Source organism: Streptococcus sp. 27098_8_109 (assembly GCF_041432295.1).
Taxonomy (GTDB): domain Bacteria; phylum Bacillota; class Bacilli; order Lactobacillales; family Streptococcaceae; genus Streptococcus.
In genome coordinates, this window is record NZ_JAPVZJ010000021.1 from 1 (window position 1) to 25,448 (window position 25,448).

Annotated in this window: 22 protein-coding genes; 7 read left to right on the plus strand and 15 right to left on the minus strand. The window is 39.5% G+C overall.

Annotated features, from left to right (window positions below):
* From O3664_RS07875 to xerS, 5 genes are all read left to right on the plus strand, one after another.
* On the plus strand, positions 1-4,337 hold a 4,337-nt coding region (locus O3664_RS07875), incomplete at its 5' end, for a ZmpA/ZmpB/ZmpC family metallo-endopeptidase (protein WP_371613866.1).
* Positions 4,338-4,888: 551 nt separating this feature from the next.
* Positions 4,889-5,740: a ribosome biogenesis GTPase YlqF gene (gene ylqF / locus O3664_RS07880; protein ID WP_371613867.1), complete on the plus strand. Its 852-nt coding sequence runs from the start codon at positions 4,889-4,891 to the stop codon at positions 5,738-5,740.
* The gene (locus tag O3664_RS07885) at positions 5,727-6,506 is read left to right on the plus strand and encodes a ribonuclease HII (protein ID WP_371613868.1); all 780 of its coding nucleotides are present in this window, start codon (positions 5,727-5,729) and stop codon (positions 6,504-6,506) included. The genes ylqF and O3664_RS07885 overlap by 14 nt, the downstream gene beginning before the upstream one ends.
* Before the next feature lie 16 nt (positions 6,507-6,522).
* Positions 6,523-8,073, plus strand: coding sequence for a chloride channel protein (locus O3664_RS07890; RefSeq protein ID WP_371613869.1), 1,551 nt, complete (start codon positions 6,523-6,525; stop codon positions 8,071-8,073).
* 550 nt (positions 8,074-8,623) lie between these two features.
* A complete protein-coding gene (xerS, locus tag O3664_RS07895; protein WP_000817852.1) occupies positions 8,624-9,694 on the plus strand; it encodes a tyrosine recombinase XerS in 1,071 nt (356 codons plus the stop codon).
* 72 nt (positions 9,695-9,766) lie between these two features.
* Here xerS and O3664_RS07900 read toward each other — a convergent pair whose 3' ends face one another.
* From O3664_RS07900 to dhaK, 14 genes are all read right to left on the minus strand, one after another.
* A complete protein-coding gene (locus O3664_RS07900) occupies positions 9,767-10,756 on the minus strand; it encodes a lipoate--protein ligase (RefSeq protein WP_020903339.1) in 990 nt (329 codons plus the stop codon).
* A gap of 59 nt (positions 10,757-10,815) precedes the next feature.
* Positions 10,816-12,519: a dihydrolipoyl dehydrogenase gene (lpdA, locus tag O3664_RS07905; RefSeq protein ID WP_049544596.1), complete on the minus strand. Its 1,704-nt coding sequence runs from the start codon at positions 12,517-12,519 to the stop codon at positions 10,816-10,818.
* 45 nt (positions 12,520-12,564) lie between these two features.
* Positions 12,565-13,608: a dihydrolipoamide acetyltransferase gene (locus O3664_RS07910; RefSeq protein ID WP_261184609.1), complete on the minus strand. Its 1,044-nt coding sequence runs from the start codon at positions 13,606-13,608 to the stop codon at positions 12,565-12,567.
* Between the two features lie 107 nt (positions 13,609-13,715).
* Positions 13,716-14,708: an alpha-ketoacid dehydrogenase subunit beta gene (locus tag O3664_RS07915; RefSeq protein WP_238095909.1), complete on the minus strand. Its 993-nt coding sequence runs from the start codon at positions 14,706-14,708 to the stop codon at positions 13,716-13,718.
* 15 nt (positions 14,709-14,723) lie between these two features.
* On the minus strand, positions 14,724-15,692 hold the full coding sequence (locus O3664_RS07920) for a thiamine pyrophosphate-dependent dehydrogenase E1 component subunit alpha (RefSeq protein WP_023948180.1): 969 nt from the start codon (positions 15,690-15,692) through the stop codon (positions 14,724-14,726).
* A 142-nt stretch (positions 15,693-15,834) separates the two neighbouring features.
* On the minus strand, positions 15,835-17,205 hold the full coding sequence (gene pdrM, locus O3664_RS07925; RefSeq protein ID WP_049495911.1) for a sodium-coupled multidrug efflux MATE transporter PdrM: 1,371 nt from the start codon (positions 17,203-17,205) through the stop codon (positions 15,835-15,837).
* Between the two features lie 10 nt (positions 17,206-17,215).
* Complete coding sequence (locus O3664_RS07930) at positions 17,216-17,476, minus strand: hypothetical protein (protein ID WP_001105926.1); 261 nt, start codon at positions 17,474-17,476, stop codon at positions 17,216-17,218.
* A 13-nt stretch (positions 17,477-17,489) separates the two neighbouring features.
* Positions 17,490-18,758, minus strand: coding sequence for a dihydroorotase (locus O3664_RS07935; protein WP_261150443.1), 1,269 nt, complete (start codon positions 18,756-18,758; stop codon positions 17,490-17,492).
* A gap of 12 nt (positions 18,759-18,770) precedes the next feature.
* Entirely contained in the window at positions 18,771-19,235 is a 465-nt protein-coding gene (locus O3664_RS07940) for an 8-oxo-dGTP diphosphatase (protein WP_001135783.1), read from the minus strand.
* A gap of 9 nt (positions 19,236-19,244) precedes the next feature.
* Positions 19,245-19,898 (minus strand): uracil-DNA glycosylase, encoded by a 654-nt coding sequence (locus O3664_RS07945; RefSeq protein ID WP_000401338.1) that lies wholly within the window; start codon positions 19,896-19,898, stop codon positions 19,245-19,247.
* A 61-nt stretch (positions 19,899-19,959) separates the two neighbouring features.
* Positions 19,960-20,652: a YjjG family noncanonical pyrimidine nucleotidase gene (locus O3664_RS07950; protein WP_371613870.1), complete on the minus strand. Its 693-nt coding sequence runs from the start codon at positions 20,650-20,652 to the stop codon at positions 19,960-19,962.
* A gap of 494 nt (positions 20,653-21,146) precedes the next feature.
* Positions 21,147-21,521 (minus strand): dihydroxyacetone kinase phosphoryl donor subunit DhaM, encoded by a 375-nt coding sequence (dhaM, locus tag O3664_RS07955; RefSeq protein ID WP_371613871.1) that lies wholly within the window; start codon positions 21,519-21,521, stop codon positions 21,147-21,149.
* Positions 21,521-22,096, minus strand: coding sequence for a dihydroxyacetone kinase subunit DhaL (dhaL, locus tag O3664_RS07960; protein ID WP_371613872.1), 576 nt, complete (start codon positions 22,094-22,096; stop codon positions 21,521-21,523). Before dhaL ends, dhaM begins: the two co-directional genes overlap by 1 nt.
* A gap of 21 nt (positions 22,097-22,117) precedes the next feature.
* Positions 22,118-23,107 carry a dihydroxyacetone kinase subunit DhaK gene (gene dhaK / locus O3664_RS07965; protein WP_261184595.1) on the minus strand — a complete coding sequence of 330 codons (990 nt, stop codon included), beginning with the start codon at positions 23,105-23,107 and terminating at the stop codon, positions 22,118-22,120.
* Positions 23,108-23,260: 153 nt separating this feature from the next.
* On the opposite strand from dhaK, the gene dhaS reads away from it, so the two are divergent.
* On the plus strand, positions 23,261-23,791 hold the full coding sequence (gene dhaS / locus O3664_RS07970; RefSeq protein ID WP_261141847.1) for a dihydroxyacetone kinase transcriptional activator DhaS: 531 nt from the start codon (positions 23,261-23,263) through the stop codon (positions 23,789-23,791).
* Positions 23,788-24,777 (plus strand): DhaKLM operon coactivator DhaQ, encoded by a 990-nt coding sequence (gene dhaQ / locus O3664_RS07975; protein ID WP_261056055.1) that lies wholly within the window; start codon positions 23,788-23,790, stop codon positions 24,775-24,777. The genes dhaS and dhaQ overlap by 4 nt, the downstream gene beginning before the upstream one ends.
* A gap of 97 nt (positions 24,778-24,874) precedes the next feature.
* Here the strand turns inward: dhaQ and O3664_RS07980 are convergent, their stop codons facing one another.
* The gene (locus O3664_RS07980; RefSeq protein ID WP_261057542.1) at positions 24,875-25,414 is read right to left on the minus strand and encodes a ClbS/DfsB family four-helix bundle protein; all 540 of its coding nucleotides are present in this window, start codon (positions 25,412-25,414) and stop codon (positions 24,875-24,877) included.
* Positions 25,415-25,448: the final 34 nt, after the last annotated feature.

The window sequence follows — 25,448 nt, forward strand, 5'->3', positions numbered from 1 at the left end:
TTCAGCCAGCATTACCAGAAGCTGTTGTGACTGAAAAAGGGGAACCTGAAATTCAACCTGAAAAAGGAGAACCTGAAGTTCAACCAGCATTACCAGAAGCTGTTGTAACTGAAAAAGGAGAACCTGAAGTACAACCAGCATTACCAGAAGCTGTTGTAACTGAAAAAGGGGAACCTGAAGTTCAGCCAGCATTACCAGAAGCTGTTGTGACTGAAAAAGGGGAACCTGAAGTACAAGCTGAGTTACCTGAATATACTACAAAAGTTGCACCCACTTTGACTTTGGATAAGATTACAGAAGATGCGATGGATCGTTCAGCTAAATTGGATTACACTCTTGAAAATACAGGTAATGCTGAAATCAAGAGCATTATAGCTGAGATTAAGGATGGAAATACTGTTGTTAAGCGAGTTGACTTATCTAAAGAAAAATTGACAGATGCTGTTCAAGGTTTGGATTTATTCAAAGATTATAAGATTTCAACAACAATGATTTATAATCGAGGTGAAGGTGATGAAACTTCTAAATTGGACGAAAAACCTTTACGTTTAGAGTTGAAAAAAGTTGAAATTAAAAATATAGCATCTACTAATTTAGTGAAGGTAAATGACGATGGTACTGAAACACCTAGTGATTTCATGACTGAAAAACCATCTGATGAAGATGTTAAAAAAATGTACTTGAAAATCACTAGTCGCGATAATAAGGTAACTCGTTTAGCTGTTGACTCTATTGAAGAGGTGACAGAAGAAGGTAAAAAACTTTATAAAATCACTGCTGAAGCGCAAGATTTGATTCAACATACAGACCCAACGAAGGTTCGTAATAAGTATGTGCATTATATGGAAAAACCAGTTCCAAAAGTTAATAATGTATATTACAATTTCAATGAACTTGTGAGAGATATGCAAGAACATCCAAATGGCGAGTTTAAATTGGGTGCTGACCTTAATGCCACAAATGTATCAGCATTTGGTAAATCATATGTTACGAAAGATTTCAAAGGTAAGCTCTTGAGTGATGGTGATAATCATTATACCATTCATAACTTGTCACGTCCGTTATTTGGCAATGTTATCGGTGGTACAGTAACCAAAGTAAATCTTGGGAATGTAAACATCGATATGCCATGGGCAGACCGAATTGCTCCGATTGCCGACACTATTAAAGGCGGCGCTAAAATTGAAGATGTCAAAGTGACTGGTAACGTATTAGGTAGAAACTGGGTATCTGGATTTATTGATAAGATTGATAACCAAGGTATACTCAGAAATGTGGCCTTTATCGGTAACGTAACCGCTATCGGAGATGGTGGACAATACTTGACCGGTATCGTTGGAGAAAACTGGAAAGGACTAGTCGAACGCGCGTACGTTAACGCAAATCTTATTGGCAAGAAAGCCAAGGCTGCGGGTATTGCTTATTCGACACAAAATGGTGGGGATAACAATAAAGTTGGTGTTGAAGGTGCGGTCAAGAAAGGGGTTGTGAAGGGTACCATTCAGGTAGAAACTCCTGTTGAAGTCGGCGGTGCTGTTGGGCGTTTGAGTCATCATGGTTATATTAGGGAAGTCGTATCTATGATGAAAGTTAAGAAGGGTGAAATTTTCTATGGTTCTAGCGATATGAATGATGACCCATATTGGGTAGCAAATAATGTAATAGGAAATTATATAGTTAATGGTGTGAGTGAAGGTACGATATCTTATGCTCGTGCTAAAGAACATAATCGTATCAAACCAATTTCACAGTCAGAAGCAGATGCCAAAATTACGATGTTAGGTATTACAGCGCAAGATTTTGATATCAACGAACCTTTGGTAAATCGCTTAAATCGTATAACAAGAAAAGAAGATGAGTACAAGACAACTCAAGACTATAAAGTAGATCGAGATCTGGCTTATCGTAATATCGAAAAACTTCAACCGTTCTATAACAAAGAGTGGATTGTTAATCAAGGTAACAAGTTGGTTGAAGAATCAAACTTAGTTAAGAAAGAAGTTCTTTCTGTTACTGGTATGAAAGACGGACAATTTGTAACTGACTTATCAGATATTGATAAGATTATGGTTCACTATGCTGATGGTACTAAGGAAGAAATGGATGTTACTAAGAATGCTGATTCTAAAGTGAAACAAGTTCGTGAATATGACATCGCTGGACAAAACGTTGTTTATACACCAAACATGGTTGAGAAAGATCGTGTGAAACTGATTGCAGATGTGAAAGAGAAGTTATCTTCAGTCACATACGATTCGCAAGATGTTCGTAAAATTATTGGAAATCCAGCTGATTTGTATCTAGAAGAAAGCTTTACTGACGTCAAAGACAATCTTGATAAATTTGTGAAAGCTTTAGTCGAAAATGAAGATCATCAATTGAATAGTGACGAAGCTGCGATGAAAGCACTTGTGAAGAAAATTGACGATAATAAAGCGAAAATTATGATGGCTCTATCTTACTTGAACCGTTACTATAACATTAAGTATACTGACAACAGTATGAGTATCAAAAACATCATGATGTTCAAACCTGACTTTTATGGTAAGTCACCAAGTGTTATTGACAGACTCATCAACATTGGTTCGAGTGAAAAGAACTTGAAGGGTGATCGAACTCAAGATGCTTATCGTGAAATCATTGCAGGTAATACTGGTAAAGGTAGTCTTCGTAACTTCCTAGAATACAACATGCGTTTATTCACTGAGGATAAAGACATTAACGATTGGTTTATCCATTCTGCTAAAAATGTTTATGTTTCAGAACCTAAGACAACAAATACAGAGTTGAAAGATAAACGGCATCGTGTATTCGATGGTTTAGATAACGGTGTTCATGGACGTATGATTTTACCACTTCTAACACTGAAAGATGCACATATGTTCTTAATTTCAACATACAATACGATGGCTTATAGTTCATTTGAGAAATACGGTAAACATACAGAAGAAGCTAGAAATGAATTCAAAAAAGAAATTGATAAGGTTGCACAGGCACAACAAACTTACCTTGATTTCTGGTCACGTTTAGCATTACCAAGTGTACGAGATAGATTGCTCAAGAGTCAAAATATGGTTCCAACACCTGTTTGGGATAATCAGACATACAATGGTTCTCCTGTAGGTCGTCGAGGATTTGACAATAAGGGTAACCCTGTAGCCCCAATTCGTGAATTATATGGTCCAACATGGCGACACCATGATAGAGACGGACGTATGGGCGCTATGGCATCAATATTCCCTAATCCAAATAACGATGACAAGGTCTTGTTTATGGTGACGGATATGATTAGTCCATTTGGTATTTCAGCCTTCACTCACGAAACAACACACGTTAACGATAGGATGCTTTACTTCGGTGGTCATAGACATCGTCAGGGTACAGACGTTGAAGCTTATGCTCAAGGTATGTTGCAAACACCAGATAAATCGACAACCAATGGTGAATATGGAGCTTTAGGTTTGAATATGGCTTATCATCGTGAAAATGATGGTAACCAATGGTACAACCCAGATCCTGACAAATTAAAGACACGTGATGACATTGACCGCTACATGAGAAACTACAATGAAGCTATGATGTTGCTTGATCATGTAGAAGCTGATGCTGTACTTCCTAAAATTAAAGGAGACAATAGTAAGTGGTTCAAGAAGATTGACAGAGTCGATAGACATGTTGATGGTTTAAATAAATTAACCGCTCCACACCAATGGGATAAAGTTCGTGACCTAAATGATGGAGAGAAAATTAAGTCATTGGCAAGTATTGATGATTTGGTTGATAATAACTTTATGACTAGACATAATAATCCTGGCAATAGGGTGTTCCGACCAGAGGACTTCACGCCTAATTCGGCATATGTTAATGTTCAAATGATGGCTGGTATTTATGGTGGTAATACAAGCAAAGGTGCTCCAGGTTCATTATCATTCAAGCATAATGCATTCCGTATGTGGGGTTACTTTGGCTATGCAAATGGATTTATCGGATATGTATCTAGTAAATACCAAGGTGAAGCTGATAAACAAAATCAGGGTAGATTGGGTGATGATTTCATTATTAAAAAGATTTCAGACAACCAATTCTCAAACCTAGAAGACTGGAAGAAACATTGGTATCACGACGTTAAAGCTAAAGCAGAGCAAGGATTTACTGCTATTGAAATTGACGGTAAACAAATTACCAACTATACACAATTGAAGGATATCTTTGTTAAAGCGGTTGAGGAAGATTTAAAGAAATCAGGTGATTTCTCACACACTGTTGCACTCAAAGAAAAAGTCTTTAAAGCTCTTCTTAAAAACACAGACGGTTTCTTTAATCAATTGTTTAAGTAAAAACAGAGAGATAAGAGTTGAATATAAACATAGAGTTTGAATCAAAAATGTTTCAGACTCTATGTTTTTTCTTATGTGACTATTAGCCCGACTCGCTCCGTTAGGTGCGAGACAAAAAACCACACAGTGATTTCAGTTTTATACTCAATTAAGCTGAAAGCAACATTGTGTGGTTTTGGAATAGTTAGCATTTTATACCTAAAAAATCCCAAAAACTCATAAAATCCCACTCTTAGCTAACATATATTATATTCTCCCTAGTATGAAATAATAGCTATAAGAGATATTGAATTTCAAAGGATATACTTGAATTAAACTATGTTTTGAGCAAGACTTCCATAAAATAATAGATTTTAATTTAATTTTGCATTAGCATAATCTGGAAACAAAAGCGGACAAAATAAAGAAGGCATGATATAATATAAAGTAGATTTCTATGTTATAAAACAAAAAACTATTTGAACATCATTCATTTGAGAACTCTCTATGTTCAAACGATAGTAAAATAAAATAGGGGCTCTAAACCCTTGCTACGAAAGGAAAAAAACTCAATGACTACTATTCAATGGTTTCCTGGTCACATGTCTAAGGCTCGTCGACAGGTGCAGGAGAATTTAAAATTTGTTGATTTTGTGACGATTTTGGTGGATGCTCGTTTACCTCTATCTAGTCAAAATCCTATGTTGACCAAGATTGTTGGTGATAAACCAAAACTTTTGATTTTAAACAAGGCGGACTTGGCCGATCCAGCAATGACCAAGGAATGGCATCAGTATTTTGAATCACAAGGAATCCAGACTCTTGCTATCAACTCTAAAGAGCAAGTGACTGTAAAAGTTGTAACAGATGCGGCAAAAAAACTGATGGCGGATAAGATTACACGCCAGAAGGAACGCGGTATCAAGATTGAAACCTTGCGTACCATGATTATTGGGATTCCAAACGCTGGTAAATCCACTCTTATGAACCGTTTAGCTGGTAAGAAAATTGCCGTTGTCGGCAACAAACCAGGGGTTACAAAGGGACAACAGTGGCTCAAAACTAATAAGGACCTTGAAATCCTAGACACACCGGGGATTCTTTGGCCTAAGTTTGAAGATGAAACTGTTGCGCTTAAGTTGGCCTTGACTGGAGCTATTAAAGACCAGTTGCTTCCTATGGATGAGGTAACTATTTTTGGTCTCAATTATTTCAAAGAACATTATCCAGAAAAGCTGGCTGAACGCTTCAAACAAATGAAAATTGAAGAAGAAGCGCCTGTTATTATTATGGACATGACCCGCGCCCTCGGTTTCAGAGACGACTATGACCGCTTTTACAGTCTCTTCGTGAAGGAAGTCCGTGATGGCAAACTCGGTAACTATACCTTAGATACATTGGAAGATCTCGATGGCGACGATTAAAGAAATCAAAGAACTTCTTGCTACAGTCAAGGAGTTAGAAAGCCCTATTTTTTTAGATCTTGAAAAGGATAATCGCTCTGGAGTTCAAAAGGAAATCAGCAAGCGTAAAAAAGCCATTCAAGCTGAATTGGATGAGAATCTTCGTTTGGAATCCATGCTTTCCTATGAAAAAGAACTTTACAATCAAGGATTGACCTTAATTGCTGGTGTTGATGAGGTCGGCCGAGGTCCTCTGGCTGGGCCAGTAGTTGCTGCAGCCGTTATCTTACCTAAAAATTGTAAGATTAGAGGTCTCAACGACAGCAAGAAAATTCCTAAAAAGAAACATCTGGAGATTTTCCAAGCCGTTCAGGAACAAGCCTTGTCAATTGGTATTGGTATCATGGATAATCAGGTCATCGACCAAGTCAATATCTATGAAGCGACCAAATTAGCCATGCAGGAAGCAATTTCCAAGCTCACTCCTCAACCTGAGCATCTCTTGATAGATGCCATGAAACTGGAGTTGCCGATTTCACAAACCTCCATCATTAAAGGAGATGCAAACTCTCTCTCTATCGCCGCAGCTTCCATAGTAGCCAAGGTGACACGTGATGAATTGATGAAGGAATACGACCAGCAGTTCCCTGGCTATGATTTTACTGCTAATGCAGGATATGGAACTGCTAAACACCTAGAAGGACTGGAAAAACTAGGAGTTACCCCAATTCACCGGATCAGCTTCGAACCCGTTAAATCGCTGGTTTCAGGAGAAAAAGAAAGTTAAGTTAGAAGGAATGATTATGGAGGAACAGTCAGAAACACTCAGTTCCAAGAAAGAATTCGCCTTTGCCTCAAGCACCATATTATCCCAAGTTGGACGAGGAATCATCGTCGGTCTCGTTGTTGGAATTATCGTTGGATCCTTTCGTTTCTTAATCGAAAAAGGCTTCCACCTGATACAAGGATTTTATCAAGATCAAGCGCACTTAGTGCGCAATCTTTTTATCATTGGTCTATTTTATTTAATAGTTTGTTGGCTCAGTGCGAAATTAACTCGATCAGAAAAAGACATAAAGGGTTCTGGAATCCCTCAAGTCGAAGCCGAATTAAAGGGATTGATGACTCTCAACTGGTGGGGCGTTCTTTGGAAAAAATATGTTTTAGGAATTCTCGCTATTGCAAGTGGACTCATGCTGGGGCGTGAAGGACCCAGTATTCAACTTGGAGCAGTCGGTGGTAAAGGAATTGCCAAATGGCTCAAATCCAGTCCAGTAGAGGAACGCTCCTTGATTGCTAGTGGAGCTGCAGCAGGTTTAGCCGCTGCCTTTAATGCTCCGATTGCTGGACTTCTCTTTGTAGTAGAAGAAGTCTATCATCACTTTTCACGATTTTTCTGGGTATCTACTCTCGCAGCTAGTCTCGTAGCAAACTTTGTTTCCCTACTCATATTTGGTCTAACTCCAGTACTGGATATGCCAGATAACATCCCTCTCATGACCCTGGATCAGTATTGGATTTACCTCCTTATGGGAATTTTTCTTGGACTTTCCGGTTTTCTCTATGAGAAGGCTGTATTAAACGTCGGCAGAGTTTATGACTGGATTGGTCAAAAAATCCATTTGGATAGAGCTTATTATCCAATCCTGGCCTTCATTCTCATCATACCAGTCGGGATTTTCTTGCCACAAATTCTTGGTGGTGGAAATCAGCTGGTTCTTTCCTTAACTGAGCAAGATTTTAGTTTCCAAGTTCTATTAGTTTACTTTTTGATTCGCTTTGTTTGGAGTATGATTAGTTATGGAAGTGGCCTTCCAGGAGGAATTTTCCTACCCATTTTGACGCTTGGTTCCTTGCTTGGTGCCCTAGTTGGTGTCATTTGTGTGAATATTGGACTTGTCAGTCAAGAGCAATTCCCTATATTTGTCATTCTAGGAATGAGTGGCTATTTTGGGGCAATATCCAAGGCTCCCTTAACTGCTATGATTCTCGTAACTGAGATGGTAGGAGATATTCGCAATCTCATGCCACTGGGATTAGTCACTTTAGTTGCCTACATCATCATGGATCTACTCAAGGGTGCACCAGTCTATGAGGCTATGTTGGAAAAAATGCTGCCTGAAGAAGCATCAGATGAAGGAGAAGTTACCCTCATTGAAATTCCTGTATCAGACAAAATTGCTGGGAAACAAGTACATGAACTCAATTTACCACACAACGTCCTCATCACAACCCAAGTTCATAACGGTAAGAGCCAAACCGTTAATGGTTCAACTAGAATGTATTTAGGAGATATGATTCATTTAGTTATTCCAAAAAGTGAAATTGGGAAAATCAAAGATTTGTTGCTGTAAGCCTTATTTACATAATTTATATTATGTTTCAAAACTAAATACATTAGAAAACCGATTCTCAGCAATGAGATCGGTTATTTTTACTGATAAGATATTTCACATACAAATAATTGAACTTTGGTAAAAATAAGACTATAATCAAGTTAGAAATAATAAAGCATAAAGCTAGAAAGGAGTTTACTGTATCAAATCTTTACAGTAAGATTAAAATCATGAAAAAGAAAACAATAGCAATTATACAATGTATTTTGTATCTCATAGCTCCTTATATAGCTCTTCAGTTGTGTAGTATTAACAGAAGTTTAGTGGGTGAGTTCTTTATTGTTTATCTTATTCTGTTGACTATTTCATTCTGGTTTAGTATTTGGAAACTAGAAAAAGCACTAGATAATGATTCACAATAATAACTCCAAAGATTTAGATCTGTTTTACACAGGTCTAAGTCTTTTTTAAAAAAACTCTATAACATCTTTCCGAAAAACTATAATTTTCTTGAAAAATAAATAAGTCTATGCTATACTACTAGTAGACTTATTTATGGAGAAAATACATGAAACGTGAGATTTTACTGGAACGAATAGACAAACTAAAACAAATCATGCCCTGGTATGTTCTGGAATACTATCAATCTAAGCTAGCTGTACCTTACAGTTTTACAACCTTGTACGAATATCTCAAGGAATACGATCGATTTTTCAGCTGGGTTTTAGAGTCTGACATTTCAAATGCTGATAAAATGTCTGATATTCCTTTATCTGTCTTGGAAAATATGTCTAAGAAAGACATGGAATCTTTTATCCTTTATTTACGTGAACGTCCTTTGCTGAATGCTAATACAACCAAACAAGGAGTTTCACAGACAACTATCAATCGAACCTTGTCAGCTCTTTCCAGTCTTTATAAGTATCTAACCGAGGAGGTTGAAAACGATCAGGGGGAACCTTATTTTTATCGTAATGTAATGAAAAAAGTTTCAACCAAAAAAAAGAAAGAAACGCTTGCTGCCAGAGCTGAAAACATCAAGCAAAAACTCTTTTTAGGTGATGAAACAGAAGGTTTCCTAACTTATATTGACCAAGAGTATCCACAACAACTTTCAAATCGCGCTCTCTCATCATTCAACAAAAATAAAGAACGTGATTTGGCCATTATTGCCCTTCTATTGGCGTCTGGTGTCCGCTTATCTGAAGCTGTTAATCTGGATCTAAGAGATCTCAATCTCAAAATGATGGTTATTGATGTCACTCGAAAAGGGGGTAAACGTGACTCGGTCAATGTTGCTGCCTTTGCAAAACCATATCTAGAGAATTATCTAGCCATTCGTAATCAACGCTATAAGACAGAAAAAACAGATACAGCCCTTTTTTTGACACTCTATAGAGGTGTTCCTAATCGTATCGATGCTTCCAGTGTGGAAAAGATGGTTGCTAAATACTCTGAAGACTTCAAAGTTCGTGTAACACCCCATAAACTACGACATACTCTAGCAACTAGGCTTTATGATGCGACTAAATCGCAAGTTTTGGTCAGCCATCAGCTAGGACATGCCAGCACACAAGTCACTGACCTCTATACCCATATCGTCAACGATGAACAAAAAAATGCTCTAGATAGTTTATGATTTTACGTATTTTAAATTATGTAAATACATATCAAAAAAAGAAGCTGGTCCTACAACCAACTTCTTTTTGATTTATCCAACTACCGCTTCAGCGATTTCTTCACGGCTAATACCAGCAAAGTAGCGTGTGATATCAATGGTTTCTAGCGCTTTGAGGACATCTTCGCGTTCATATTTTACCCCACGAAGGACATCTTCTACTGCAGCAACGTCTTCAATACCAAAGAAGTCACCATAAATCTTGATGTCTTGGATTTTTGATTCAGTAACGTTAGCAAAGACTTCAACCTTACCACTGGTGAATTTTGTCCCACGACGGACGTTAAATTCAGGTGATTTACCATAGTTCCAGTCCCAAGTACCAAACTTAGTATCCTTGATGTGATTGATTTCAGCTAATTCTTCCTCAGAAAAAACGTATTCTGTCATCTCTGGATACTCTTTTTTCATGTATTCCAAGAGTAAGTCACGGAATTCTTCGACTGTGATTTTTTCTGGTAGTTCATTGACAATATTGGTTACACGAGCACGGACGGATTTCACACCTTTTGATTCAAATTTATCTTTTGAAACCTTGAGGGCGTTAGCAAGGACTGACAAATCAACGTCAAAGAGCAAGCAACCGTGGTGCATGATACGACCGTTGATATAGGCTTGGGCATTGCCACAGAATTTCTTGCCGTCAATTTCTAAGTCATTACGACCTGTGAACTCAGCTTTAACCCCAAGTTGAGCCAAAGTATTGATAACTGGAGTTGAGAAGCTCTTAAAGTCAAAAGCCTTGTTTTCATCTTCTTTTGAGATAATCGTGTAGTTGAGATTGTTTAAATCGTGGTAAACAGCTCCACCACCACTGATACGGCGGACCACCTCAATACCATTTTCTCGAACATAATCACGGTTGATTTCTTCGATGGTATTCTGGTGACGACCAACAATGATAGATGGTTTGTTAATCCAAAGTAGGAAGATTTGATCCTCATCCAAAAGGTGTTTAAAGGCGTATTCTTCCAAGGCAATATTAAAGGCAGTGTCGTTTGAATGATTGATAATGTATTTCATGATATCCCTTTATACGATAGAGACTGGAAAGATATTTTCCAGTCTATTCTATCTTCGTTTTATTTTTTCTTAGGTGAATGGATAGCCATTCCTAAAACATCCGCAAATGCTTCGTACATCACTTCAGAGTAGGTTGGGTGTCCGTGGATAGTCTTCAGCATTTCTTCAACAGTGATTTCCATTTCGATAATGCTAGATGCCTCATTGATCAATTCTGCAGCTGCAGGACCGATGATATGAACACCAAGGATTTCCCCGTATTTCTTATCTGCGATGACTTTAACGAAACCTTGAGCTGCATCTGAGGCAATGGCACGACCGTTAGCAGCAAAGTTGAACTTACCGATGGCAACATCATATTTCTCACGGGCTTGTTCTTCTGTCAAACCTACTGCTGCTACTTCAGGAAGAGTGTAGATAGCTGCAGGAGTCAAATTCAATTTGGCAACAGCATGATTTCCTTTAAGGGCATTTTCAGCGGCAACTTCACCCATACGGAAAGCTGCGTGAGCCAACATCTTAGTACCATTAATATCACCTGGTGCGTAGATACCTGGAATAGAAGTTTCCATGTATTCGTTGACCTTGATGCGACCACGATCCAATTCAAACTCAACATCGCCAATACCTTCAAGGTCTGGCACACGACCGATTGAAAGAAGAGCTTTATTTGCGATGATATCGTCTTTTCCTTCAACCTTGATACGAAGTTGACCATTTTCCTCGATGATTTCTTGCAGTTTAGTACCAGTCAAGATGGTCATTCCTTTACGTTCAAGGATCAAGCGAAGGTTCTTAGAAACTTCCGCATCCATAGCTGGAACTATACGGTCCATCATTTCGATAACAGTCACTTTTGAACCAAATGTCATGAAGGCCTGACCAAGTTCGATACCGACAACACCACCACCGATGATAACAAGACTCTCTGGAACTTCGTTCATTTCAAGAATGTCGTCACTAGTCATCACAAGTGGAGATTCCATACCAGGGATGTTAATCTTGCTGACTTTTGAACCACCAGCAAGGATGATTTTCTTGGTTTCAAGTAACTCAGAACCATTTACCAAGACGTTCTTGTCTTTAGTGATGGTACCAATTCCCTTATGAACAGAAACTCCATAGCTACGAAGAAGACCTGCAACTCCTCCAACCAAAGTATTGACAACCTTAGACTTGGTTTCAAGGAGTTTGTCCATATTTACAGTGAAGTTTGGATTTTCGATTACGATACCACGGTTTGCGGCATGACCGATGTTTTCGATAATTTCAGCGTTGTGAAGATAGGTCTTAGTTGGGATACATCCACGGTTCAAGCAGGTTCCACCAAGTTCAGATTTCTCAACAAGGGCAACCTTACCACCGAGTTGGGCAGCTTTAATGGCTGCAACATAACCAGCAGGACCTCCACCAATCACAACGATATCAAAAGCATCATCGCTCTTACCATCATCGTTTGAGGCACTTGCTGCAGGTACTGGGCTAGCTTCTGGTGCTGCGGATCCAGCTGTTGGGATATTTTCCCCTTCTTCTCCGAGGTAACCGATAACTTCCGTTACAGGAACTGTTTCACCGTCCCCTTTAAGGATAGCAATCAAGTACCCATCTTCTTCGGCTTCCAATTCCATACTGACTTTATCAGTCATGATTTCCAAAAGGATTTCTCCTTCTTTTACAAATTCTCCGACTTTTTTATTCCATTGGACGATTTGTCCTTCTGTCATATCCACGCCGGCTTTTGGCATAATTACTTCTAAGGCCATGTCTTCCTTCCTTTATCTATATCTTAAAAATGAATACTCTTGTACTTAAATCAACATTGAGATTGGATTTTCAATCAATTCTTTCAAGTCTTTCATAAACTTAGCACCAGCCATACCATCTACGACACGGTGGTCAATGGTTAATCCTAGGCTCATGATAGGGCGAATCACAATTTCACCATTGACGACAACTGGCTTCTCAATTGTCGAGCTCACACCAAGAATAGCAGAGTTTGGTTGGTTGATGATCGGACCAAAGGACTCAACGCCAAACATTCCCAAGTTACTGATTGTGAAGGTTGAATTTTGCAGTTCGCTTGGAGCCAATTTACCATCCAAGGTACGGCCAATGACGTCTTTGAAGGCTACAACCAACTCTGACAAGCTCATTTTTTCAGCATTGTAAACAACAGGTGTCATCAATCCATTATCCATCCCAACTGCCATGGCAAGGTTGACGTAATTATGAGTGATAATAGTCTTGCCATCTTCTGTCAATGAAGCATTGATGTAAGGGTGTTTCATCAAGGTTTTCACAACAGCAAGTGAAAGAAGGTCTGTTACAGTAGTCTTCTTCCCAGTTGCTTCCATAATTGGCTCAAGAACCTTCTTACGAAGAGCCAACATTTCAGTCATATCAACTTCATAGTTGAGAGTGAAGGTTGGCGCAGTTAGGTATGATTCAACCATACGTTGGGCGATAACCTTACGCATTGGTGTCATTGGAATACGCTTAATTTCACCATAAGGAGTGATATTATCAGGAACTTCTTCCACTTTTTCAATCTGAGCAGGAGACTTGATAGTGTCGTTTTCGATATTTTCAGGAAGCAAGGCTAAAACGTCCTTCTTCATGATCTTACCACGATGACCTGTTCCTTGGATCTCCTGCCAAGCAATGTTATGTTCGAGGGCAATTCGTTTTGCAAGTGGCGAAATGCGAACCACATTAGTGTCTTTAAAAGTTTCCACGTCTTCTTTGTGGACACGACCGTTTGCACCTGAGCCAGAAACGTCGTAAAGGTTGATCCCTAAATCATCCGCTAACTTTCTAGCCGCAGGAGTCGCTCTTAGCTTGTCATCAGCCATGACCTCTCCAATTCTATTTATGATATTAAGCGCGCAGAGAACTCTGCACCTAAAAGATACAAAGTTTCTCGTCTGCTTTATTTTATTTACATAACTTATGTTATGTACTATTCTTTATTATATGTCTTACGGATTGCTTCTTTAATGCTTTCAACTGTTGGAATCATTGCATTTTCTAGGTTTTGCGCGTAAGGCATTGGCACATCTTCTCCTGCGCAACGGCGGATTGGTGCATCTAGATAGTCAAATGCTTCTGACTCTGAAATAATAGCTGAAATCTCGCCGATATAGCCGCTTGTTTTGTGAGCATCGTTGACCAGAACAACCTTACCAGTCTTCTTAACAGAATTGATGATAATATCCTTATCAAGCGGTACCAATGTACGTGGGTCAACGACTTCTACAGAGATGCCTTCTTCTGCCAATTCTTCAGCAGCTTGAACCACACGACGAAGCATTTTACCATAAGTAACAACTGTTACATCTGTACCTTCGCGTTTGATTTCCCCAACTCCTAGTGGGATTGTGTAGTCTGGATCAACTGGTACTTCCCCTTTTTGGTTAAATTCTGACTTGTACTCAAGAATGATAACAGGGTTATTATCACGGATAGAAGACTTAAGTAATCCTTTCATGTCCGCAGGTGTACCTGGCGCTACAACCTTAAGTCCTGGAATGTGAGTAAACCAAGACTCTAGAGATTGCGAGTGCTGGGCTGCAGAACCCACTCCATTACCAGCAGCGCATCGAACAGTCATTGGAACCTGACCTTTACCACCAAACATATAACGTGTTTTAGCGGCTTGGTTGACAATATTGTCCATGGCAATAACTGAGAAATCCATGAAGGTCATGTCAACGATTGGACGAAGTCCGGTCATAGCTGCTCCTGCTGCTGCTCCTGAGATGGCAGCTTCAGAAATCGGACAGTCACGGACACGTTCTGGACCAAATTCTTCAAGCATTCCAACAGAAGTTCCGAAGTCTCCTCCGAAGACACCGACGTCTTCTCCCATCAAGAACACATTTTCATCGCGACGCATTTCCTCAGACATAGCAAGGATAATGGTGTCACGGAAGGACATTGTTTTTGTTTCCATTTTATCTCTTTCTCCTTAGTCTGCGTAAATATCTTCAAATGCTGATTCAAGCGGTGGGAATGGACTTTCTTCCGCAAATTTAACAGAAGCTTCTACTGCTTCCTTGACTTGCGTTTGGATTTCTTCCAATTCTTCGGCACTTGCAATAGTGTTTTCAATGAGATACTTGCGAAGGTTTTCGATTGGGTCTTTTTGTTTCCACAATTCCACTTCTTCGCGGGTACGATATTTACCAGGGTCAGATGATGAATGGCCAAGCCAGCGATAAGTTACACTTTCAATCAAGACAGGCCCATTGCCACCACGAACATGGTCTACAGCTTTCTCAAATTCTTCGTAGACATCGATGACGTTGTTTCCATCTTCGATGAACATTCCAGGAATTCCATAAGCGGCGCTACGTTGATGGATATGTTCTACATTAGTCATTTTCTTGATATCCGCAGAGATACCGTAACCGTTGTTAATGCAATAGAAAATGACTGGCAGCTTCCAGATAGAAGCCATGTTCACTGCTTCGTGGAAAACACCTTCATTGGTCGCACCATCTCCAAAGAAGCAGACAACGATTTTACCGGTATTTTGCATTTGCTGACTGAGGGCTGCACCAACAGCGATTCCCATACCACCACCTACGATACCATTGGCACCAAGGTTACCAGCATCAAGGTCAGCGATATGCATAGAACCACCTTTACCTTTACAGGTTCCAGTATATTTACCGAGGATTTCAGCCATCATTCCGTTTAGGTCAATTCCTTTGGCAATAGCTTGTCCGTGACCACGGTGGTTTGAGGTAATTAGATCATCTGGATTGAGAGCCAACATAGCACCCACGTTAGCTGCCTCTTCTCCAACAGAAAAGTGCGTCATTCCTGGCACTTTCCCTTTCTTTACTAATTGCGCAATTTTTAAGTCCATACGACGGATTTCTTCCATCTTACGGAACATCTCTAGCAAAAGATTTTTATCTAAAATTGACATCTTCTTGCCTTTCTAACTTTCTTCTTACCTTACTATTTTACCGTTTTTGGCAAATACTGTCAAAGTTTTTCTAAAGAAAATTTCACAAATTAAAAAAGAAAACCCCATAGGAATAAGGGATTTCCTTATCAAGAATATTTTTTCACAAACTTTGTATCGTTTGTTTTGCTAAAGATTCAAATCTCTTCATAATCACAGTTAAACGCCAACGGTAGAGAACCCCACTCACAATTAGACTAATAATCAAGCCGATCCAGTAAGAATAAGCTCCAAAATCTGTTAGAGAGTCGAATACCATAGCTACTGGGAGTGTCACCCCCCAGTAACCAACCAAACCAAGGTAAAAAGGAATAACGGTATCCTTATACCCCCGTAAAATTCCCTGAAGCGGTGCCGCAAAGGTATCTGCTAATTGGAAGAAAAGACTATAAGTCAAAAAGCGCGCTGTCAAATCGATGAATTCTGGGTCGTTGCCATAAAGACTGGCCACATTTCCTCGAAAAATGTAAAGGAAGGATAAGGTGAAGGCCGCAAAAATGAGGGCTGTCCATCTTCCTAGACCAATATAGGTTTTCGCATCATCAAATCGCTTGGCTCCCACTTCATAGGAAACGACAATAGCCATAGCAGATGAGATACTCATAGGAAAGGCGTACATAAGACTTGAAAAGTTCATAGCTGACTGATGACTAGCGATAATCAAGGACGAAAACTTAGCCATAATCAAGCCAACCACGGAAAAGATAGCCACTTCCGCAAAGACAGTTCCCCCAATAGGCAGACCTAAGCGAACTCCTTCCTTGATTTTATCCATATTAAATGGAATTCGTCTTTCAAGGTGTAGGGCTTTGAGCTTCTCCTGTTTAAATAAAACCAGAACAGAAATCCCAAGCAAGACCCAGTAGGCCAAGGATGTTCCTAAACCAGCACCAGCACCTCCCAGTTCTGGAACACCAAAGGCCCCGTAAATCAAGAGATAGTTAAATCCGCTATTGAGAGGAAGTAACAAAAGCATGAGATACATAGACAGTTTGGTCAACCCTAGCGAATCCAGCAAGGAACGAATGACACTAAAGAGCAATAAGGGGATAATTCCGATAGATAAAAACCAAAGATAGCGAACCGCTACTGCCGCCACTGGTGCTTCTAGTCCAATATGATTTAAGACAGGAGGTGCCAAGAAAAGTACCAGTCCCAGTAAGACCACAGATAGCACCAGGGCCAAATAGATGAACTGGTAAAAATCAGACGCAACTTCTTCCTTTTTGTCACGACCAAGATGGTGACCAATAATAGGCACCAGGGCTGACACAATCCCTGTTAGAAATGTAAAGCAAGGATTCCAGATACTGGTTGCCATAGACACACCAGCCAAGTCCATAGTATTGTATTGACCTGTCATTGCAGTGTCAACAAAAGAGGCAGAATAATTGGCAAATTGGTAGATCAGGATTGGGAAGAAAATTTTTAAAAATAATACTAACTTCTCTCGTAAACACTTTGTCTTATACATACTTCTCTTTCTATTCTGATTTATCTAAACCAAAGAGTTTCAGACCATAGTTTTTCAAACTTAGCGGAGGGTTATTAGATTTTGAAGTAGTATGCCAACACGCACATGTTCGACAATAATAGCTTCTAACTAAACCTCCATTATCATATTGAACCGCATGGTCAGCTTTTTCTTTAGTTTCATATTGAATTTTAGAACGATTAGCTGCGGGACAGTAAATTCCACTATTAGATTTTGCTTGTCTCTCCCTACGTTTTCGAAAATAATTCATATGCCAACTCCTATCAAGCTTGATAGACGACTTGTCCCTTACAGATGGTGTATTTAACCTGCCCTTTTAAGGTTTCACCGATAAATGGTGAATTAGCTGCTTTTGAAGCAAAATGGGAGTCCACAAGGCGGTCAGCCTTAGCATCAAAAATAGTGATGTCCGCTGGACCATTCTCAGCCAAATAACCTGCTTCAAAGTTGTAAAGCTTGGCTGGATTGTATGTCATTTTTTCAAGTAATTCCATCAAGCTCAACTCACCAGCTTCCACCAAATAAGTTAAACCGAGAGAAAGAGAGGTTTCCAAGCCAGTCATACCAGATGGCGCTTTGGTAATATCTTCGACTTTTTTTTCATCTGCATGATGAGGCGCGTGGTCAGTCGCGATAACTGTGATGATACCTGACTTGAGACCTTCAATCACGGCACGACGGTCTGATTCCAAACGAAGTGGAGGATTCATCTTAGCATTGCTTCCTTGTGTCAAAAGGAGCGCTTCGGTCTTAGAAAAATGCTGTGGTGCTACTTCTGCTGTGACTTGCGCACCCAAACCTTGAGCAAACTCAACTACTTTAACACTTTCTTCCTTAGACAAATGCTGGATGTGAACATGGGCCTTAGTTGCATAGGCAATCATAACATCACGCGCCATCATAGCGTACTCAGCCACCCCAGTTGCACCACAGATATGGAAATGATCTTTAGCGATATTTTCATTAAAGCCAAGAATACCGTTCAAACCTGGATCTTCCTCATGGAGACTAATAAAAGTATTAAGCTTTTTGGCTTCCTCCATGGCTTCCTTTACAACTTTACTGCTTTCAAGCGGAATACCGTCATCAGAAAAACCAACAGCTCCAGCTTCTAAGAGTGCCTGAAAGTCAGTCAAATCTTGCCCATTAAAGTTTTTAGTAATGGTCGCAACCGTCTTAACATTAATCTTCTCTTTAGCAGCTGACTGAAGAACTTCTTGCAAGGTCTCTACATCCGAGATTGTTGGACTAGTATTAGCCATCATGACGACAGTTGTAAAACCACCTGCAGCGGCTGCTAAGGCACCTGTATGAATATCTTCCTTGTGGGTTTGACCAGGTTCACGGAAATGAACATGGATATCAACCAAGCCAGGAGCAACTACAAGACCTGTGGCATCCAGGATTTCTGCGCCTTCTTCTTTAATTTCAGGCGCAATTTTGATAATCTTTCCATCTTCAACCAAGACATCACACACTTGATCCAAACCAGACTTGGGATCCATAACACGACCATTTTTGATTAGTAGCATCTGCTTTCTCCTTTATTCATAAAAATCAACTTGGGTATCCAACAATTTATCCCCATCATAAACAAACTTAGCTGAAAAGAAGGGTTTGTCCTCTAAAAGCCACTCAACAAAGGTATGGTCACCTTCCCAAGTCGGCTTGCTCAAAACCTCATCATAAGGAACCCATTCCAGCGTCCCCTCATTGCAGTCAATCAAATCCCCCTCGAACTCCGTCACCTTAAAAACATAGGTGTACCAGTCTAAATCTGGTGTAAATTCAGGAAAAGTGATGACACCTTTTAGAACTGGCTTGGCTTTGAGCCCTGTTTCCTCAAGGATTTCACGCACCGCGCATTCCTGAGGTGTCTCTCCTCGCTCTAGCTTACCACCCACACCAATCCATTTTCCTTCATGAACATCATTTGGCTTCTTATTACGGTGGAGCATAAGCAGTTCTTTCCCGTTATCAATGTAGCAAATCGTCGCTAACTGAGGCATATTTTCTCCTTATCTAAGCCAATCGATTGGCTCTTGTCCTGTTTCTTTTAAGAATGCATTGGCCTTGGAAAAAGGCTTGGAACCCCAAAATCCTCTATAAACTGACAAAGGACTGGGATGGGCTGATTCGATAATCAAGTGATGAGGATTGGTAACTAAGGCCTTCTTCTTGCGTGCATAAGCTCCCCAGAGTACAAAAACGACTTGTCTATCTAGATGATTGACCACCTGAATCACAGCATCCGTAAAAGGCTCCCATATCTGCCCAGCATGACCATTAGCCCGTCCAGCCGGAACTGTCAAACAAGCATTAAGAAGTAAGACTCCTTGCTCAGCCCAAGCTGTCAAATCATGGGATTTCTTAACCCCGATATCATCTGACAATTCTTTCAAGATATTTTGCAAGGATGGTGGAGCTGGGATAGAGTCCGGTACAGAAAAACTCAAGCCCTGCGCTTGACCTGGCCCGTGATAGGGGTCTTGCCCTAGAATCACCACCTTAACTTCTTCAAGCGGTGTTGTCAAGAGAGCCTGAAAAACCTTTTCCTTGGGTGGATAAATAGTCCCCTGAGCATAGACCTGATTCATAAACTGATTGATTTTCCCGAAATAACCCTCAGGTAATTGCTCCTTAATCAAAGCATGCCAAGACGAGTGTTCCATAGCCGACTCCTTCGTTTTTACTGCCTCTATTATAGCAAAAAGTGGCTGTCTAAACCACTTTTTACAGTTTATCTAAACAATCCAGCAAGTCTCGGTAAGAATGGACTTCGTAGGTTGGCTGGGCTTGTGTGGGATTTTCGAGTTGATGAGGATTGTACCAAATCGTGTCAATCCCAGCATTATTGCCGCCTTGAATGTCGGCGGTTAGAGAGTCTCCAATCATCAGCGTCTTTTCTTTGCTAAAACCTGCAATCTGTTGACCAATTTTTTCATAAAAAAGAGCATCCGGCTTTTGTGTTTGCAGCTGTTCAGAGATAAAGACTTGATTGAAATAAGGTGCCAGATCAGATTGAGCCAAACGCCCTGTCTGAATGGCAGTAATGCCATTTGTCGCAGCATACAAGTCATAATCACGCTCGATGAGGCTGTCCAAAAGTTCATGAGCGCCAGAAATCGTTTGTCCCTGTTGGGCTAAGTAAAATTGGTAACGTTGGGCTAGAAAACTACCATCTTTCTCCAGTCCAAAATGAGAAAATAAACGAGAAAAGCGCGTGTTAACCAGCTCTTGTTTACTAATTTTCTTTTGCTCCAAGTCCTTCCATAGAGACTTGTTCATAGGAACGTAATAGTCTTTATAGGCCCGAATATCTGCAACCCCTTCTTCTTTTAGAAGTTGCGTTAAAGCCACATCCTCAGCAGCATCAAAATCAAGCAAGGTGTGGTCGAGGTCGAAAAGTAGAAATTTGTAGGACAATTTGAGAGTTTTCCTTTCTGAAAAAGCGTTATGAATATTATAGCATAAAGTAAGAAAGCCATATCAATTTATTCCATCTATTTGACATACAATTATCACAACTAAAGGCTACAAGTATACTTATAAATCACTCTTCTAGACTTTTGATTGTCAAAATCTTTCAGAATAGAACAATCCTAACTATCGAACACTCTAATTTTCATAAATATCCATGCAATTCTAGACCTAGAATTCCTATAAATTAGATGTTTTCGCACTATTCTACGCCATTGATTGCCTTAAATTTTAATTTTTGAAGGATTCTAAAGCTAGAATAGTCCCATCACAATCCGTTTTGAATAATTCACAATTTAGAAACACTATAGCTTTACTCCTGTTAAAATAAAAAGGAACTGCATAAAGCAATCCCTTTCTGATTTTCAAATTATTTACTTAAAATTTAATAGTTGAGATAATCAATAACTCACCTAAAAAAGGAATGATAGGAAGATTCCTTATTTATTGATTTCAAGCTCCGACAATTGTGTTTGAATAACTGACAGTTCTGCACCAGCCTGAAGAAGAGCAGCTGCAGTATAGGCACCTTCTACAATCGGAACCCTATTGATGACGATACTTTTATCACTGAAATCAGCCACCATTTCTAAGTTCATTTTAGCAGAACCTAGGTCAAAAAAGGCTAATAAAGTATCTGCTGGATTTTCGGAAACAACCCTATCTACTTGATCAAAACTTGTTCCAATTCCTCCATCTTCGGTTCCTCCTACATAAGTAATCGGGACATCTTTAGCTACTTCACTAATCAGTTCAACGACACCTTGTGCAATGTGTTTAGAATGTGAAACGATAACAAGACCAATACTTCCCATTAAACCACCCCAGTTTCTAAAAGAGCAGTAAAGAGTAATCCTGATGAGAATGATCCAGGATCAATATGTCCAAGAGAACGTTCTCCTACATAAGATGCCCTTCCTTTAGTTGCAAGTAAATCTTTGGTAGCATTCACTAGCTTATCAATAACCTCTTGAGTCAATTGACCAGCAGACAAGGCAGTAATAACAGGAGTCCAAACATCAACCATTGTCTTTTCTCCAACTTCTGCTTTCCCACGTTTGACAATCATATCCAGACCGCTTTGTAAGATTTCCTCTATTTTCGAATTTGAATCAGCCTTGGCCATGCCCATAAAAGCAGAGCCATACAAGGGACCAGAAGCACCGCCTACCTTGCTCAGTAATTGCATTGAGACAAGTTTAAACACATCACTGCTGGTCTCAAATGTCTTTCCTTCTAAGTTTTCCATAACTGCAGCCATGCCACGCGCCATATTTCCACCGTGGTCTCCATCTCCTATAGGGGTGTCTAGCTCACTAAGGTAATCTTTCTGTTCTTGAATCTTTTCATTAAAAAGTTTCATCCATTCAAGAGCTTGTTCAACATTCATGCGACATTTCCTCCTTGAGTTTTACCAAGCTGGTGTAGTAACAGGTGCATTTAGAGCATCCAACCACTCATCATCTGCCAATCGAATCAATGTTAATGACAAACCAGCCATATCGATTGAGGTCATATAGTTTCCAATTTTCTTAAATGCCAAGTCAACGCCTTTTTCATGGAGTAATTTAGCTACATCATTTGCAAATACGTATTGCTCCATAAGAGGAGTGCTTCCTAAACCATTGATGAGAAGGCCATAGCGTTCTCCAGCTTTAAGTTGAAAACCTTCAGATAATTTTTCAACCAATTCTGAAGCCAATTGTGCGGAAGGTTGCATTTTCTCTTTCTTATATCCCGGTTCACCGTGGATACCAACTCCATATTCAAATTCATCATCTTCTAGAACAAAACCTGGTTTCCCAACTTCAGGAACGGTTGCTCCAGACAGGGCCAGCCCAATTGTTTTAATTTCTAACACAAGTTTATCGGCCAAGTCCTTCATTTCAGATAATGATTTACCAGAACGAGCCGCATCTCCCAAAATTTTATGGACTAATATAGTACCTGCGACACCTCGACGACCTTGGGTATAGAGACTATTTTCAACCGCAATATCATCATCGACTACAACACTTGCTACATCAATACCTTCCATTTCAGCAAGTTCTTGTGCAATTTCAAAATTCATGATGTCCCCAGAATAGTTCTTGATGACCATGAAAACTCCAGCACCTTCATCAGCCGCCTTGATGGCTTCTAAAATTTGGTCCGGAGTAGGTGAAGTGAAGACTGCTCCACAAATGGCAGCAGACAACATTCCATCTCCTACAAATCCAGCATGACTTGGTTCATGTCCTGAACCTCCACCTGAAATGAGTCCAACTTTTCCTGTCTTTTCTGCCTTTCTAACGATGACATCAAAACCATCTAAGCGTTCTACCAAGTCATCATGCATGAATGACAATCCCTGCAACATTTCATCAACAACTTGTGTCGGTTCATTTATAATTTTTTTCATGAGAAACTCCTTTCGGCATGTATCTTTGTTTTCGCTTTCATTATATATTTTTTATTGCTAGATGATAAGGGACAGATTCTATTATTTGTCCCCTTTTAAACCCGTTTAAAACATTTTTTTGGTAAAATGAAGTAAGTAAAAGAAAGGCTTCCTATGGCATCATCACTTATTACAAAAAAACGGATTACCAAGGCATTTAGAGACCTTTTAGCTACTAGAGAATTTGACAAAATCTCCATTGTAGATATCATGGAATCAGCTGGCATTCGTAGACAGACCTTTTATAATCACTTTCTTGACAAATATGAACTGCTAGACTGGATATTTGAAAATGACTTAACCGAGTATATCACCAATAACTTGGACTTCATTTCAGGCCAAAAACTATTACAAGAATTATTTTTTTATTTCGAACAAGAGCGTGACTTTTATATTCAACTTTTTGATATTCAAGGGCAAAATAACTTCTATGACCAATTTATCAGCTACTGTCGCTTGCTTGTATCAAAAATTTTAAGAGAATACGGTCAGATTGATATCGATTCATCTGCTTATACTTGCTTTTTGTTAGACTATCATTCACATGCTCTAGCAGAAATCGTGAAGGCTTACGTCAATAAAAAAAGTCCAGTTCCACAACCAGACTTTCTAATCATGACAATTATTGGAAAGAGACCACAATGACATTTATTTCAAATCATAAACAGAAAATTATTTCAAGTTACATTTCGGCAACTGTCAGCAGTCATCCTGAATTAGAAAAACACCCTACCTTACCATTGGTCTATCAAAAAAATCGTAATCCTCATCAGGTTCCAATATTGGCGGGTGGAGGTTCAGGACACGAACCTGCTCATATTGGATATGTGGGAAAAGGAATGCTTACCGCTGCTATCTATGGCCAATTATTTACTCCTCCTACAAGAACTGAAATCTTAGAGTCCATTCGTTTTTTAAACAATGGTCACGGTGTCTTCATCATTGTAAAAAATTTCGAAGCAGACATCAAAGAATTTAGCTCGGCCATTAATACTGCTAGACAAGAAGGAATTAAGGTCGGCTATAGTCTAGCACACGACGATATTTCTATTGAACCTCACAATAGATTTCAAATTAGAGGAAGAGGACTTGCAGGGACTATTTTACTTCATAAAGTTCTAGGATATGCAGCTCAAAATGGTGCCGACATCGAGCAACTAACTGATTTAGGTCATCAACTTGCTCCCGAAATCGCAACAATTGGCTTTGCAACGAAATCGGCTAGTCTCCCCCAAGCCACCCTTCCACTATTTAACTTGGAAGAAGGAAATATTTCCTATGGTATTGGGATACATGGCGAAGAAGGCTATCGTATCGTCCCATTCCAATCATCGGAAATCCTTGCAAATGAAATTATAAGTAAATTAAGATTGCACTATCATTGGAAAAAGGGTGATCAATTTATATTGCTTGTAAATAATCTAGGCACTACCAGCAACTTAGAAATGGGCATATTTATCAATGATATCCTTCAACTCTTAGAAATTGAAGGAGTCACTATTACCTTTATAAAATCAGGAACATTTATGACCAGTCTAGATATGGCAGGTATATCCGTAACTCTTTGCCCCGTAAAAAATAAACAGTGGTTAGAAGCGCTCAATGCTCCAACGACAGCTTTTGCATGGTAATTTGCTTGTATAACTCAAAAGGGCTACATCACTTGATGGCCCTTTGTTTTTATCTTACGTTTAAAAGAACTCATTCTTGACATTTCAAATAGGCCATCTATCCTTTACAATTCTTCTGATGTGCTTTGAGTTTTTTCAGAGCCCAATCATAGTGGCTTGACGTGCTACTGACAAAGTAGGAACCTAGACTTGTCCCACCCGTCCACTTATAGATACCTTTGGTAAAGAGTTCGTCATTGCTAAAAACTTCTATCAACTCTAAAACCTTCCTATGTGATTGTTCTTGGAGTCTAGTCGCTTCTTCTAAGGAGGTTTTCTGGTGCTTCTTCCAAAAAGCGACATTCATTTCTCCATAAGTTTTCCAAGTATAAGGTTCAGGGAGAAAAGGTCTTTCGTGACCTTCTTGATTAGAATGTACCCAAGTCAAAAGTAACTGCTGCCATTCATAAAGATGGATCAAGACATCCCGTAGATTTTTATCCCTTTTCCAGTGAGCTTCTTTTTTCTTTGGGTCTCTTGAAAAATCAAATGGAGTCTGTAGCTCATCTTCACTTAGTTGGGAGACGAAACGATTGAGCTTTTCATAGTTTTCCTTAGAGACCAGCATTAGCTCCTCTTTTGTTTTCGGTCTAGGCACAGGAGTACTCCCTTCATATTGCTAGTTATTATAA